A 13,224-nucleotide genomic window follows, 5' to 3' on the forward strand; every position below is an offset into this window, starting at 1 on the left:
GACAACGACAACGGGGCCGATGGCCTCGCGAGGAGAGTTTCCATGGAAGTCGATCCCACCATCTTCCGCCTGGCGATCTTCGTCCTGGCCATCTTCGTCGGCTACTACGTGGTCTGGAGCGTCACCCCGGCCCTGCACACGCCGCTGATGGCGGTGACCAACGCCATCTCCTCGGTGATCATCGTCGGGGCCCTGATCGCCGCCGCCGCCCATCCGGCCACGGGCCAGGCGATGACCGGCTCGGTGTGGATCTCCAAGGGGGCGGGCGCCGTCGCCGCCGGCCTCGCCGCCGTCAACATCTTCGGCGGCTTCCTGGTCACCCAGCGGATGCTGGCCATGTACAAGAAGAAGGACAAGGCGGGGTGAGCAACCAGCTGGTCGCCCAGCTTCTTGGCTACCTGTGCGGCGTCGGCGGTCTCGTCGGCGTCGGCGCCTACATCTGGGTGGTGCTCAAGCGCCGCCGCTGGCTGAACAGCGCCGGCCTGCTGCTGACCGCCCTGGCCCTGATGCAGCTGTCGCTGCTGATCCAGAAGAACCTCGGCCTCGCCGGCCTGATCCAGGCGGGCCTGGCCGTGGCCCTGCTGCTGGCGGCGGTGATCGTCCAGCTGGTAGCGGCGGTGCGGGCCCGCACGCCCTGGGACGGCAATGAGCGCCGGGGAGGGGACGAGTGACCCTTTCGCCGCTGGAACTGGTCGGAATGATCGGCGCCGTCATTGGCCTTAACATCGGCTGCTTCTATCTGCTGGAAGCCCTGCCCAAATGGCTGCTGGGCTCGCGTCGGACGCCGGCTCTGGCCGGGGTGCTGGCGATCTTCCTGCTGGCGATGGCGGCCGACGTCGCCGTGGCCCTGCGCGCCGGCCCCCAGGCGGCCAACTTCACCTTCCTCGGCCTGCTGCCGCCGGTGATCCTGATGCGGGCGGCCTTGCGGGTCTCGCCGCGCGGGCTGCAGTACGGCCTGCTGGGCGTCGCCGTCGTCGCGGCCGGAGCCATCGTCGCCATCCTGCTCAGGAGCTTGGCCGATAGTCCCCAGAACGGCTGGACCTGGACGCTGATGGCCCTGTTCGTGGCCCTGCCCCTGGCCTTCGCCGGCATGAGCCTGCAACGCATCCTCCGGACGGGGGGCAGCGCATGAGCGGGCCCTGGACGTCCGTCCTGGTTATCGCCGGCTTCGCGGTCGGCGGCCTGCTGCTGTTCTTCCTGGCGCTCAAGGCGGAGGGTCTGCGCAACGCGCTTAATCAGACCTTCCGCATTCCGCTGTTGCTCGGCCTGATCCTGGGTGGCGTCGCGGCCAGCGCCCTCATCCTGACCTCCGGGATCGGCTCATCCATTGCCCTGCCCTTCATGCTCGGCGCCGCCCTGGTCAACCTCAGCGACGCCGCTCGGCCCCGTTGGGTTGGCCCGCTGATGTGGCTCGACGGCGCCGTGCTGCTGGCCCTTTCCTGCCGGGCCTGGCTGCTCGAAGAGCCTCTCTTCGAGGGCTGGGTCCAGTTGCTGGTGGGCCTGCTTCTCTGCAGCGCTGCGCTATGGACCTGCATCGCCGGCCTGATCGTCCTGATACGCCGCTTCCGAACGCCAATGGCCTCTTCTTCCGAGACGGGAACCCCCGCATGACCGCCGACCTTGTCGTCAACTTCGCCGCCGTCGCCTACATCGTCTCGGGCGTCCTGTTCATCCTGGCCCTGCGCGGCCTGTCCAGCCCGGTGACCAGCCAGGCGGGCAACCGCAACGGCATGATCGGCATGGCCATCGCCGTCGGCACCACCCTGCTGGTGCTGTGGAACTCGAAACTGCTCGATCCGGTGACCATCGGCCTGATCCTGGCCGGCGTCGTGGTCGGCGGCGGCATCGGGGCGATCATCGCCCGCCGCGTGGCCATGACCGCCATGCCCCAGCTGGTCGCCGCCTTCCACAGCCTGGTCGGCATGGCCGCCTGCCTGGTCGCCGTCGCCGCCATCTACGCGCCGGAGGCCTACGGCATCGGCACAGCTGAACACATCCACGCCCAGTCGCTGATCGAGCTGGGCGTCGGCCTGGCCATCGGGGCGGTGACCTTCACCGGCTCGGTCATCGCCTTCGCCAAGCTCAACGGCAACATGAGCGGGGCGCCGATCCTGCTGCCGGCCCGCCACCTGCTCAACATCGTGCTCGGCGTCGCCATCGTCGCCCTGGTCGCCTACCTGGTCTACACCGGCGGCCAGGCCAAATGGGCCTTCTGGGCCATCTTCGCCCTCAGCCTGGTCATCGGCGTCACCCTGATCATTCCGATCGGCGGGGCCGACATGCCGGTCGTCGTCTCCATGCTCAACAGCTACTCGGGCTGGGCGGCGGCGGCCCTGGGCTTCACGCTCGAGAACGTCACCCTGATCATCACCGGGGCGCTCGTGGGCAGCTCGGGGGCCATCCTCAGCTACATCATGTGCAAGGCGATGAACCGCAGCTTCATCTCGGTCATCCTCGGCGGCTTCGGGGCCGACGACAGCGCCGCCGCGGCCGGCGGCAAGGTCGAGACCCGCCCCGTCAAGCAGGGCAGCGCCGACGACGCCTCCTTCATCATGAAGAACGCCAGCAAGGTGATCATTGTCCCGGGCTACGGCATGGCCGTCAGCCAGGCCCAGCACGCCCTGCGCGAGATGGGCGACAAGCTGAAGGAGGAGGGCGTCGAGGTGAAGTACGCCATCCACCCGGTCGCCGGCCGCATGCCCGGCCACATGAACGTGCTGCTGGCCGAAGCCAACGTCCCCTATGACGAGGTCTTCGAGCTGGAGGACATCAACAGCGAGTTCTCGACCGCCGACGTCGCCTTCGTCATCGGCGCCAACGACGTCACCAACCCGGCCGCCAAGACCGACCCGACCAGCGCCATCTACGGCATGCCGATCCTCGACGTGGAAAAGGCCCGCACCGTGCTGTTCGTCAAACGCGGCATGTCTTCGGGCTACGCCGGGGTCGAGAACGAGCTGTTCTTCCGCGACAACACCATGATGCTGTTCGGCGACGCCAAGAAGATGGTCGAGGGGATTCTCAAGGGGCTGTAGCCTTCATGCCTGTCATCCTCCGGCCGCGCAGCGGACCGGGGGACCCAAGGCGGCTCCGGCCAAACTTCCGGCTGTTTTCACGGGACAGATGGGTTCCCCGGTTCCCGCTGCGCGGGCCCGGAGAATGACAGCCTGGGGGGAATGACATTGGCGACGGCGCGAAAGCCTTTTCCGACCTGGCTGCGGCTTGGCCTGCTGACCCTGCTGGTCGGTGCGCTCCTCTATGGCTCAGCCGTTGCCTATGTCTTCGCCAATCAGCGGCGCTACCTCTACTACCCCGACCCCAAGCCACAGGTCATCGACCCGGCCGGCCCGGCCATCCAGTCGATCAGCATGCAGACCTCCGACGGCGAGACCCTGGTCGCCTGGTACCTGCCGCCGGCGGACCCGACCCAGCCGGTGATGCTCTACTTCAACGGCAATGGCCTGGGCCTGGCCATCCAGGAGGGCCGCTGGCGGCGCATCGCCGCCCGGGGGGCCGGCTTCTTCGCGGTCGGCTATCGCGGCTACAGCGGCTCGACGGGCACACCGACCGAGAAGGGTCTGCGCATTGACGCCGAGACCGCCTATCGCTGGCTGGCGGCCCGCTACCGCCCCGACCAGATCGTCATTCACGGCTTCAGCCTGGGCTCGGGTCTGGCGGTCAAGCTGGCCTCCGAGCACCCGGCCCGCGCCCTGATCCTGGAGGCCCCCTACGCCAGCGCTGTCGAGGTCGCCCAGAAGCGGATCAGCTGGGCGCCAGTCGGATTGCTGATGCAGGATCGCTACGAGTCCCGCCGCTGGGCCGGCAAGGTGAAGATGCCGGTGCTGATCGCCCACGGCGACCATGACGGCGTCATCCCGATCAGCCAGGGCGAGGCCCTCTATGGCCTGATCAAGGCGCAGCCCAAGCGCTTCATCCGCATGACGGGGTCAGACCACAACACCCTGGTCCGTGACGGCCTCTACGACCGGATCTGGCCGTTCCTTGAGGAGCAGGCCCAGGCTCGATGAATATGTCTAGACATATTCATTTTGGGCCTCGTTGGGGCGGTTCCGCGGGCGATCGCCGCGGCGCGGTCCGATGTAGGCCGATCGACGACAATCGGGCCAACATCCGGCAACAGCCGGCCAACCGTCCGGCCAACGCGCCAAGCCACAATAGCGGCGCTTCGCCCAACCCGGCGGGCACGATTTCGATAATGTTTTCAAAGGCCCAGGGCGTTCGCCGCCCCTTCCCGCCCGGATGCGCGGTATAATGGTTGGCCGCTTCGATAAGCCCCTAGGCCGCAGACGGCTGAGCCTCGCGCTCAAGCAGGGCCAGGATGGCCTCTGACGTGCGGGCCTGGCGCAGCTGGGCGCGCAGTTCGGACTGGCGCATCAGGCGCGAGACCCGGGCCAGGGCGCGCAGGTGCTCGGCGCCGGCGTCGGCCGCGGGGGCCAGCAGGGCGAACAGCAGGTCGACCTTGGCGCCGTCGACGGCCTCATAGGCGATCGGGGTCTCCAGGCGCACGAACAGGGCCCGCATCTGGTCCAGGCCTTCGATGCGGGCGTGCGGCACGGCCACGCCGTGGCCGACGCCGGTCGAACCGGCCGCCTCGCGCTCCAGAAGGGCGTCGAGCACCGCCGCCTGGTCGAGGCCCCAGGTGCGGGCCGCGACGTCGGCGATGACGGAGAGAACCTGGCGCTTTGACCCACCACTCGCCCGGGGGACGATGGCGCGGGCCTCAAGCAATTGACCGATGTTCATGTGTGCGGAACTTGGAAAGGGTTGAACCTGGGCGAGACGAACAGCGCCAGCGGGGTCCTACCCCTTGGCGCCCGAACCGTTCCTGGCGCGACTGGTGCGTTCAGGATCGATCCAGCCGATATTGCCGTCGGCCCGACGGTAGACGACGGACAATCCGCCGTGAGCGGCGTTCCTAAACACAATTGTTTGCGATTCAGTCAAGTCCAGTTCCATAACCGCCCCCGAAACGGTCAAAGTTTTCATCTCAGTGTCATTTTCGGCAATGACCATGGCGCTCGGCGCGCCATTCGACGTCGGTTCTTCCGCGTCCCAGTCGATGTCGTCACCGGAATCATCGGGCGAGCGCAGGGTCGTGTAGGTGGCGCGCTCCTCCTGTTTGGCGTTGGCGGCCGGGCTGTGGTCCTTCAGCCGTTTCTTGTAGCGGCGCACCCGGGTCTCGATCTTGCCAAGCGCGTCGGTGAAGGCGGCATGGGCGTCACCGCCGGCCCCGTGGCTCTGCAGGCGCTGCCCGGAGTCCAGGGCGAGGGCGCAATCGACACGGAACCCATGGCCCGCGCGGCTGACCGTCACGTCGGCGGCGCCGCCGCGATCGAAGTACCTGCCAATGCTGTTGGAGAGATCGTCGGTGATGCGGTCCCGCAGGGCCGCGCCGACATCGACTTGTTTGCCAGCGACTTGGATTTGCATACGGACTAGAACGCGCCCGCCTCCGGATGGTGTCAAGAAAACCGAAGGGACCTCCCCCTTTTGTGACGTCACCCTTCAGGCGCCCATCAGCCGGTCCGCCATCTCGATCAGTTTCTCGACGCCTTCGATGGCCACCCGGCCGCCGATGAACAGCAGGCCCAGGCTCAGGGCGCTGATGGCGTAGGCCAGCAGGGCGAGGATGCCGTCCCGCTGGATCATCGCCAGGCCGAAGATGGCGATGGCCGCCGCCGGGGCCATGTTGCCCAGCGGAATCGGCAGGATCAGCACCAGCGACAGCAGGAAACAGACAAAGGCGATGACCCGGTCGCCGACCGGCCCGAACAGGAAGGTCAGGCGCGGGCGCGAGACCTTCTCCACCTTCCGCAGCCAGGGGATCAGCTTCTCGAAGGCGTCGGCCATGTGCTGCCGTTTGAGCGGCCGCTCGTCGATGAAGTTGGGCAGCCAGGGGCCGCGCACCCCGAAGATCATCTGCGGCGTCATCAACACCAGGGGGAAGCCGAGGAAGGTCGAGGCCCCGGGCGGCATCGGCAGCCAGTTGGGGGCGGCGAAGACGAAGAACATCGCCCCGAAGGCGCGGTGGCCCAGCCGGTGGATGATCTCGCCCAGCGTGACCCGCGGGTCGTCGTCGGCGGCGATTTCGCTCATCACCTGCGAGAGGGTGAGTTTGCGTTCCTGGTAGTGATCGTCCATCCGGCCTCCGGGCGTCACAACGCCCGCGCGCCGGGAAGGGTCCTAGACCGCGGCCCTCAGCGCCCTGCGGCGTTCCACCGACGAAGGAATACGCATCGCCTCGCGGTACTTGGCCACCGTGCGGCGGGCGATGTCCACCCCGGCCTCTTTCAGGATGTCGACGATGGTGTCGTCGGAATGCACCTCGGCCTCGTTGCGTTCGGTCTCGATCAGCTGGCGGATGCGGTGGCGCACGCTCTCGGCCGAGTGGGCCTCGCCGCCGCTGCTGTTGGCGATCGAGGCGGTGAAGAAAAACTTCAGCTCGAACAGGCCGCGCGGGGTGGCGATGTATTTGTTGCTGGTCACCCGGCTGACGGTCGACTCATGCATGCCGATGGCGTCGGCCACCGTCTTCAGGTTCAGCGGCCGCAGGTGCTGCACGCCGTAGGCCAAAAAGCCGTCCTGCTGGCGGACGATCTCGGATGCCACCTTGAGGATGGTGCGGGCCCGCTGGTCCAGGCTGCGGACCAGCCAGCTGGCGCTGGCCATGCAGTCGCTCAGGAAGGCCTTGTCGGCCTCGGTGCGCGCGCCGCCGCTGACCCGGGCATGGTAGCGCTGGTCGACCAGCACCCGGGGCAGGGTGTCGGTGTTCAGTTCGACGTGCCACAGCCCGCCCGGTCCCTCGCGGACATAGACGTCTGGCGAAACGGGATGGGCCGGCTCGCCGCCGAAGGCCGCGCCCGGGCGGGGAGTGAGGGCCTTCAGCTCGGCGATCATGTCGCGCAGGTCTTCGTCGTCGACGCCGCAGACCTTCTTCAGGCCCGCCATGTCGCGCCGGGCCAGCAGGTCGAGGTTGGCCAGCAGGGCGTCCATGGCCGGATCCAGCCGGTCCTTCTCGCGCAGCTGCAGCGACAGGCATTCGCGCACATCACGGGCCATGACCCCGGTCGGCTCGAAGCCGTGCAGGACGCTCAAGACCCCCTCGACGAAGGGCAGGCCGCAGCCCAGCCGCTCGCTGATCTCGACGAGATCGGCGCGCAGGTAGCCGCCCTCGTCGACCGCGTCGATCAGCACGGCGGCGACGCCGCGCTCGGCTTCGCTCAAGCCGGCGACGGCCAGCTGATCATGCAGATGTTCGCTGAGGGTCTTCTCCTTGGAGAGGCGGCCCTCGAAATCGTCTTCGCTCTCGAAACTGCCGCCCTTGCCGGCGCGCGACCAGTCGATGGCCCCGCCGCCGTCGCCGGCTTCGCCGCCATCATGCTCGCGGGAGTCGCGTTCGCCGGGGCTGACGTCGTCCTGGCCGCCGTCCATGTCGGCGGTGGCGGCGCTGTCGGGCATCTCGTCGGAGGCGGTTTCGGCGCGGTCGACCTTGGGGGCGTCCTGCTCGGTCTCGGGCTCGCTGTCCCGCTGCAGCAGCGGGTTGCGCTCCAGTTCGGCCTCGACGAAGGCCTCCAGCTCCAGGTTCGACAGCTGCAGCAGCTTGATCGCCTGCTGCAGCTGGGGGGTGATGACCAGCCCCTGGCCTTGCCGGAGTTCAAGTCTCGGACCGAGCGACAAAGATCAGCCCTCCCGAGCCGCGCGTGAATGGAATGCGCAGCTTTGGGGCCGGTTGGTTAACAGGCCGCTTAAACCGGCGCCCTTCTTGCAAGGATCGCCGTCAGTCCCCGCGCTTGGCCGCCGTCACCTGGGTGACGATCTCGTCGGGCAGGCTGTAGGGCAGGGGGCGGGCGAAGCGGCCACGCGGGTCCATCAGATAGACCACCGTCGAATGGTCCATGGTGTAGTCGGGGCCTTCGCCGACCTTGTTGGCCACCGCCTTGTAGGCCTTCACCGCCTTGTCGACCTCCTCTTGCGTCCCCGTCAGGCCCAGGGTGCCGGCCGGCGCGCCGTTGGCCTCCAGCCAGTCGGCGATCGCCTTCGGCCGATCGCGGCCTGGATCGATGGAGATGAAGACGATCCGCACGTCCTCGCCCTTGGTCCCCAGCTGGTCCTTGACCCGAATAAGGTTCTGCAGCGTTCCAGGGCAGATGTCGGGGCAGTAGGTGAAGCCGAAGAAGACCATGTTCCACTGGCCGTTCAGCACCTTTTCCGTCACCGGCCGGCCGGTCTGGTCGACCAGGCTGAACGGCCCGCCGACGTCGGCGACCGTCGCCTTGGGCCGGAAGGCCCCGGCGCTGAATGCCAGGACCAGCACCACGGCCAGGCCAAGGGCCACGGCGCCCCAGAGGATTATGCGGGTTCGGGTCATCTTTCCTCCCAGGGGGGCGCGGGGCAGGGTGGCGCTTGGCCCGGATTTGGGTGCATCTTCCGCCGCATGACGATCCTCTCGCCCCTGTCGCCGGACGCCGACAAGCGCGGCCTCGATAAGCCGGGGGACGACAGCGCGCAAGCCGCCGCCCCCAGCCCCTGGGATTTCCGCGGCAGCCGCCGGGCCCGCCTGCGCATCCGCACCCTGGTCACCGTCCGCTGGCTGACGGTGGTCGGCCAGCTGGCGACGGTGGCTTTCGTCGGCCTGGTCCTGAAGTTCGAGTTCCCGTGGGTCGCCTGCGTGACCCTGATTGCCCTGTCGGCCTGGATGAACGTCCTGGTCCACCTGGCCTCGACCTCGACCCAACGCCAGGCAGCCGACTGGGAGGCCACCGCCCAGCTCGGCTTCGACATCCTGCAGCTGGCCGGCATGCTCTATCTGACCGGCGGCACCATCAATCCCTTCTCGCTCTTGATCATCGCCCCGGTGGTGCTGGCGGCGGCCACCCTGCCGCTGCGCCATGTGCTCGGACTGGCGCTGCTGGCCATCGCCTGCATCGTCGTGCTGTCGATGACTTCCCTGCCGCTGCCGGCCCCCGAGGCCCTGGTGCGCGAGGTGCCGCTGGTCAACCGCATCGGCAACGTCATGAGCCGCATCCTCGGCATCGCCTTCTGCGCCGGCTACGCCTGGCAGGCGGCCAGCGAGGCGGCGCGCATGGAGCTGGCGCTCGACACCACCAATGCCGTGCTGGCCCGCGAGCAGCGGCTCTCGGCCCTGGGGGCCCTGGCGGCGGCGGCGGCGCATGAGCTGGGCACGCCGCTGGCCACCATCTCCATCGTCGCCAAGGAAATGGCCCGCGGCGCCGCCGAGGGCACGCCGGCCAAGGAGGACGCCGACCTGCTGGTCAGCCAGGCCGAGCGCTGCCGCGACATCCTGCGCCGGCTCACCGCCGACCCGGACGCCACCGACGACGTGCACGGCCATATGAGCCTGGGCCAGCTGGTCGAGGAAGCCGTCGCCCCCCACACCAAGGAGCCGGAGGTCCGGGTCGAGGCGGTGATCAGCGGCCCGCGCGGCGAGGATCCGCCCGACGTCCGCCGCCTGCCGGAGGTGCTGCACGCCCTGACCAGCTTCGTCGAGAACGCCGTCGATTTCGCCCGCTCCGAAGTGCTGATCACCGCCCGTTTCGACGACCGCAACATCACCCTGGAGGTCAAGGACGACGGTCCGGGCTTCTCGCCCGACATCCTCGCCAAGCTCGGCGAGCCCTATGTCACCAGCCGTCCGGGGGCGGAGGGATCGCGCAGTGGCCACATCGGCATGGGGCTGGGCTTCTTCATTTCGAAGACCCTGATGGAACGAACCGGAGGGGTGGTGACGTTTCGCAATGGTAAGGCCGGCGGTGCGGTGGTCACGGTCCGTTGGCCGCGGGAGGCCCTCGAGGCGCGTGTCGACGGGTAGCGCTTGGTTGAGCGTTGCTCGCCTGCAGGTTTAATGCGCCTATGTTGGGTAGGGGATTCGGATTTGTGGGAGCTGCCTGAACACCATGACAGACGTTTCCGACACCATCGCCGCGCTCGGCGACAAGAGCCTGCTGATCCTCGATGACGATGCGCCGCTGCGCACCCGCCTTGGGCGAGCCCTGGAGCAGCGCGGCTTCGAGGTGACCCTGGCCGGCAGCGTCGCCGAGGGCGTCGCCGCGGCCCGCAACCACCCGCCGGCCTTCGCGGTCATCGACCTGAAGCTGGACGACGGCTCGGGGTTGAAGGCGGTGGAAACCATCCGCGAGGTGCGGCCCGAGTCCCGCGTGGTCATGCTGACCGGCTACGGCAACATCGCCACCGCCGTGGCGGCGGTGAAGGCCGGGGCCATCGACTACCTGGCCAAGCCGGCCGACGCCGATGACGTGGTCCGCGCCCTGATGGCCCAGGCCGGCGAAAACCCCAGCCCGCCCGAAAAACCGATGAGCGCCGACCGGGTGCGCTGGGAGCACATCCAGCGGGTCTACGAACTGTGCAACCACAACGTCTCGGAAACCGCGCGACGCCTGTCGATGCACCGGCGGACGCTGCAACGGATTTTGGCCAAACGGGCGCCGAAGTAGCGATCAGATTGGCGCAACAACCTCCCTCCCCGAATGGGGAGGGCAGACGCGCGGTACGCGCGTCGGGTGGGGCAGTCGGTCACCAAGCCCGAGGACTGGCCCTCAAAGCCTCGTAGATGGCGTCCACGACGCTGGGCATATGTTGGTCGAGGGTCCGGTTCTGAATCCGCAGCACGGTGAACCCCTCGCGCTGCAATACATCATCCCGGATCGTGTCATGGGCCTGCTGAGTTTCCGCCCCGTGGCTCGGCCCATCAAGTTCAATGACCAACTTCCGGCTTAGGCAGACAAAATCCAAAAAGTAACCGTGGAACGGCGCCTGCCGCCGGAAGTGGAAACCCTCCTTCCGGAGTGTCCGCAACCAACCCCACATGCGCGCTTCATGGCGCGTCATGTTGGACCGCAGCTCTCTGGCCCGTTCGACTGGTGGCCTGAATTGTCTCTCTGTCATACCGACTGCCCCACCCGGCGAGGCTCCGCCTCGCCTGCCCTCCCCATTCGGGGAGGGAGGTTATCCGTGCTTCGCCCCGTCTACTGCGTCGCCCCCGCCCGCATCGCCGCCAGACGCCCGAACGCCAGGGTCAGCGCCTTCCGCCGCGCCGCGACCAGCGGTTCATAGGCCGCGTCCCGCACCACCGCGCCGCCGAACCCATCGGCGACGATCAGCCCCGGCTCCTCGGGGAGCAGGTCCTGCGGAAACTCCGGCCCGACGGCGAAGTAGAAGGCGTCGCAGTAGGGCAGGTACTCCCCCCATTTGCGGTCACACAGATAGTCCTCCGGGCTCGACTTGACCTCGACGATGACGATCTCGCCCTTCGGCCCCAGCGCCATCAGGTCGGCCCGCCGTCCGTTCGGCAGCCCGACCTCGGCCAGCGGCGCATAGCCCATCGCCGCCACCAGCCGCGCGGCCCCGCGGGTGACCGCCGAGGTGGTCTCCGGGCGGCTTAGGGTGATGAGGGTGAGGACGGCCTCCATGGCCGCAATCTATGTTCCGGTTTCGTTCGTGGTCAAGTCTTGCGGCTTCATGGGCGGGTAAGGCCGCGGCGTCAAATTTGTCCCATGCGACTTTTCCTCTGTGTCTGCTGCGCTTTGCTGTTGATTGCCTGCCGCCCGGATCGGTCGATCGACGTCAGAGAGCCGGCTCGGCCAGAGCAGGAGCGGACTGTGAAGTCCGCCGCCTTCCAGCGCGACCTGCTGGAAACATTGTCGAGGCCGGATCGGCTGTCGTGGCATCTCCGCCGGGCGTCGGCGACGGGCCCGAGCGACATCACCGGAGATTTTGTCAACTTCCTCGGCGATCCGGACGCGCGGTTCTGCCTGTCTTCTCACGAGGAGAAGCAGGCGCACAAAGATATGGAGATCGTTGGCTACCTTCCACCGCGGACGCCGGAGGAAAGGGCGCGGCATACCCAGGAGGTCCGCGCGATCATCTACCATTGCGGGATCCGGCTGTTCATCAACCGCGACCAGGGACGACCGATCTACACGGCGGTTTTCAACGTCCTGCCGCATGGCCGCGAGGTCGAGACCAGGGAGATATCCAACGGCCGCGCGCGGTTGCGGCTGGTGATGTTGCCCCGATTGCCGGTCGCCCGCTTTTCGTGGGAAGCCGCCCGGTCGGTCGGGGGGACGACAGCGCCGGCCAGGCCGGAGCGCCTGATCGAGGGCATGACCCTACCCGTGGCCCCGGACTTCTCGTCAATACCCGGCGATCTCGCGACGATTGCGGGGCTTGGGCACCGCCTCGACTTTCTGGAAAGTCTTGCCGGCCTGACGCCGACGCCGCTTGGCCTTCACGACCATCCGGAGCCATGGCCAGGGATTGTTCCTCGGCGCCAGCTTCCGATGACGGACATAACGGACCGGGTGGTCGGCGTCGGTACAGCGCCATGGAGCGGCCTGTCCGTCGAGGACAAGCAGGGTGCGCTGGCGACCCACATGATCCGCATGACCCCGGAGAGGGCCCGCCGTCTGGAGGAGGGGTTCAGGCAACGCGGCGCGCTGCAACTGTTCGTCCAGGTGGAGGCGGATCGAACCCGCTTTGTCGCCGTCTATGGCGTGGCCGGCAGGAGGGGAGCCCAACGGCTGTCCCCCGTGCGGCGCGGACAGGTTGAACTGACGGTCGTCATGACAGACACCGTCGACCCCCAGGTCCTGGCGAAGATCGCGCCGACTCTTGCAGGACAGGCCTTGGCTGAGCGGCCCTAAGCCGGCGGCTGCTTCGGCATCTCCAGCTTGGCCGTGTTGTAGCCCAGCGCCTTGATCCTGGCGATCGCCGCCGCCTTGGCCGCCGGGGCCATCACCGCCTTGCGTGACATCAGCCAGACATAGTTGCCGCCGGGCGTGGCCATGATCGCCCAGCTGTTGTCGCCGGCGCAGTCGAGGATCCAGTACTCCTGGTTCACCAGCCCGAAGAACTTGGCCTTGAACTTGGCGTTGCCCGAGCCCGGCACGATCTGGCCCTCGGCCTTCCACACCTTGGCGGCGCCCGAGGGCGAGCCCTTCCGGCAGGTCTGGGTCATCAGGTACTTGCCGCCGGCCGCCGAGGTGAACTGGCTGGTCGGCGCCTGGCAGTCCTTCTGGTTGCCGTTCGGGGTGCGGGCCACCTCGTACCAGGTCCCCGAATAGAAGGCGGTCGAGATCGGATGGGCGGGCTGCGGGGCGGCGGCTGCCGCGGGCAGGGCGGCCAGCGCCAGGGCGCCGGCGAGAACGAAAGCTGTCTTCATGCGGT

At 68.1% G+C, this 13,224-nt stretch carries 17 protein-coding genes; 9 read left to right on the top strand and 8 right to left on the bottom strand.

Going from position 1 to position 13,224, the window contains the following annotated elements; translation table 11 throughout:
• Positions 1-42: 42 nt before the first annotated feature.
• The 6 genes from AC1RSK_RS17910 (at position 43) to AC1RSK_RS17935 (ending at position 4,028) form a co-directional block, all read left to right on the top strand.
• Positions 43-366: a proton-translocating transhydrogenase family protein gene (locus tag AC1RSK_RS17910; protein ID WP_487297531.1), complete on the top strand. Its 324-nt coding sequence runs from the start codon at positions 43-45 to the stop codon at positions 364-366.
• Positions 363-671 carry a hypothetical protein gene (locus AC1RSK_RS17915; protein ID WP_492908972.1) on the top strand — a complete coding sequence of 103 codons (309 nt, stop codon included), beginning with the start codon at positions 363-365 and terminating at the stop codon, positions 669-671. The genes AC1RSK_RS17910 and AC1RSK_RS17915 overlap by 4 nt, the downstream gene beginning before the upstream one ends.
• A complete protein-coding gene (locus tag AC1RSK_RS17920) occupies positions 668-1,132 on the top strand; it encodes a hypothetical protein (protein WP_492908973.1) in 465 nt (154 codons plus the stop codon). The genes AC1RSK_RS17915 and AC1RSK_RS17920 overlap by 4 nt, the downstream gene beginning before the upstream one ends.
• Positions 1,129-1,611: a hypothetical protein gene (locus tag AC1RSK_RS17925; RefSeq protein ID WP_492908974.1), complete on the top strand. Its 483-nt coding sequence runs from the start codon at positions 1,129-1,131 to the stop codon at positions 1,609-1,611. Before AC1RSK_RS17920 ends, AC1RSK_RS17925 begins: the two co-directional genes overlap by 4 nt.
• Complete coding sequence (locus AC1RSK_RS17930) at positions 1,608-3,035, top strand: NAD(P)(+) transhydrogenase (Re/Si-specific) subunit beta (protein ID WP_492908975.1); 1,428 nt, start codon at positions 1,608-1,610, stop codon at positions 3,033-3,035. The genes AC1RSK_RS17925 and AC1RSK_RS17930 overlap by 4 nt, the downstream gene beginning before the upstream one ends.
• A 147-nt stretch (positions 3,036-3,182) precedes the next feature.
• Positions 3,183-4,028 (top strand): alpha/beta hydrolase, encoded by an 846-nt coding sequence (locus AC1RSK_RS17935; RefSeq protein ID WP_492908976.1) that lies wholly within the window; start codon positions 3,183-3,185, stop codon positions 4,026-4,028.
• A gap of 268 nt (positions 4,029-4,296) precedes the next feature.
• On the opposite strand, the gene ptsN is transcribed toward AC1RSK_RS17935, so the two are convergent.
• The 5 genes from ptsN to AC1RSK_RS17960 form a co-directional block, all read right to left on the bottom strand.
• Positions 4,297-4,764 carry a PTS IIA-like nitrogen regulatory protein PtsN gene (ptsN, locus tag AC1RSK_RS17940; RefSeq protein WP_492908977.1) on the bottom strand — a complete coding sequence of 156 codons (468 nt, stop codon included), beginning with the start codon at positions 4,762-4,764 and terminating at the stop codon, positions 4,297-4,299.
• Positions 4,765-4,821: 57 nt separating this feature from the next.
• Positions 4,822-5,451 carry a ribosome hibernation-promoting factor, HPF/YfiA family gene (gene hpf, locus AC1RSK_RS17945; protein WP_492908978.1) on the bottom strand — a complete coding sequence of 210 codons (630 nt, stop codon included), beginning with the start codon at positions 5,449-5,451 and terminating at the stop codon, positions 4,822-4,824.
• Positions 5,452-5,526: 75 nt separating this feature from the next.
• Positions 5,527-6,162 carry an exopolysaccharide biosynthesis protein gene (locus AC1RSK_RS17950; RefSeq protein ID WP_492908979.1) on the bottom strand — a complete coding sequence of 212 codons (636 nt, stop codon included), beginning with the start codon at positions 6,160-6,162 and terminating at the stop codon, positions 5,527-5,529.
• Between the two features lie 42 nt (positions 6,163-6,204).
• A complete protein-coding gene (rpoN, locus tag AC1RSK_RS17955; protein ID WP_492908980.1) occupies positions 6,205-7,698 on the bottom strand; it encodes an RNA polymerase factor sigma-54 in 1,494 nt (497 codons plus the stop codon).
• 100 nt (positions 7,699-7,798) lie between these two features.
• A complete protein-coding gene (locus tag AC1RSK_RS17960) occupies positions 7,799-8,389 on the bottom strand; it encodes an SCO family protein (RefSeq protein ID WP_492908981.1) in 591 nt (196 codons plus the stop codon).
• 66 nt (positions 8,390-8,455) lie between these two features.
• Here AC1RSK_RS17960 and AC1RSK_RS17965 point away from each other — a divergent pair, with 66 nt between their 5' ends.
• Complete coding sequence (locus AC1RSK_RS17965; protein ID WP_492908982.1) at positions 8,456-9,850, top strand: ActS/PrrB/RegB family redox-sensitive histidine kinase; 1,395 nt, start codon at positions 8,456-8,458, stop codon at positions 9,848-9,850.
• Between the two features lie 85 nt (positions 9,851-9,935).
• Complete coding sequence (locus AC1RSK_RS17970) at positions 9,936-10,493, top strand: ActR/PrrA/RegA family redox response regulator transcription factor (protein ID WP_492908983.1); 558 nt, start codon at positions 9,936-9,938, stop codon at positions 10,491-10,493.
• Positions 10,494-10,572: 79 nt separating this feature from the next.
• On the opposite strand, the gene AC1RSK_RS17975 is transcribed toward AC1RSK_RS17970, so the two are convergent.
• Both AC1RSK_RS17975 and mmcB read right to left on the bottom strand, forming a co-directional pair.
• Positions 10,573-10,944, bottom strand: a complete 372-nt coding sequence (locus AC1RSK_RS17975; RefSeq protein ID WP_492908984.1) for an endonuclease domain-containing protein — start codon at positions 10,942-10,944, stop codon at positions 10,573-10,575.
• 80 nt (positions 10,945-11,024) lie between these two features.
• Positions 11,025-11,468: a DNA repair putative endonuclease MmcB gene (gene mmcB / locus AC1RSK_RS17980; RefSeq protein WP_492908985.1), complete on the bottom strand. Its 444-nt coding sequence runs from the start codon at positions 11,466-11,468 to the stop codon at positions 11,025-11,027.
• 189 nt (positions 11,469-11,657) lie between these two features.
• Between mmcB and AC1RSK_RS17985 the strand changes: the two genes are divergently transcribed.
• On the top strand, positions 11,658-12,701 hold the full coding sequence (locus tag AC1RSK_RS17985; RefSeq protein ID WP_492908986.1) for a hypothetical protein: 1,044 nt from the start codon (positions 11,658-11,660) through the stop codon (positions 12,699-12,701).
• Here the strand turns inward: AC1RSK_RS17985 and AC1RSK_RS17990 are convergent.
• A complete protein-coding gene (locus AC1RSK_RS17990; RefSeq protein ID WP_492908987.1) occupies positions 12,698-13,219 on the bottom strand; it encodes a lipocalin family protein in 522 nt (173 codons plus the stop codon). The genes AC1RSK_RS17985 and AC1RSK_RS17990 overlap by 4 nt on opposite strands.
• Positions 13,220-13,224: the final 5 nt, after the last annotated feature.

It is taken from the genome of Caulobacter sp. GW821-FHT11A05, from assembly GCF_058809015.1.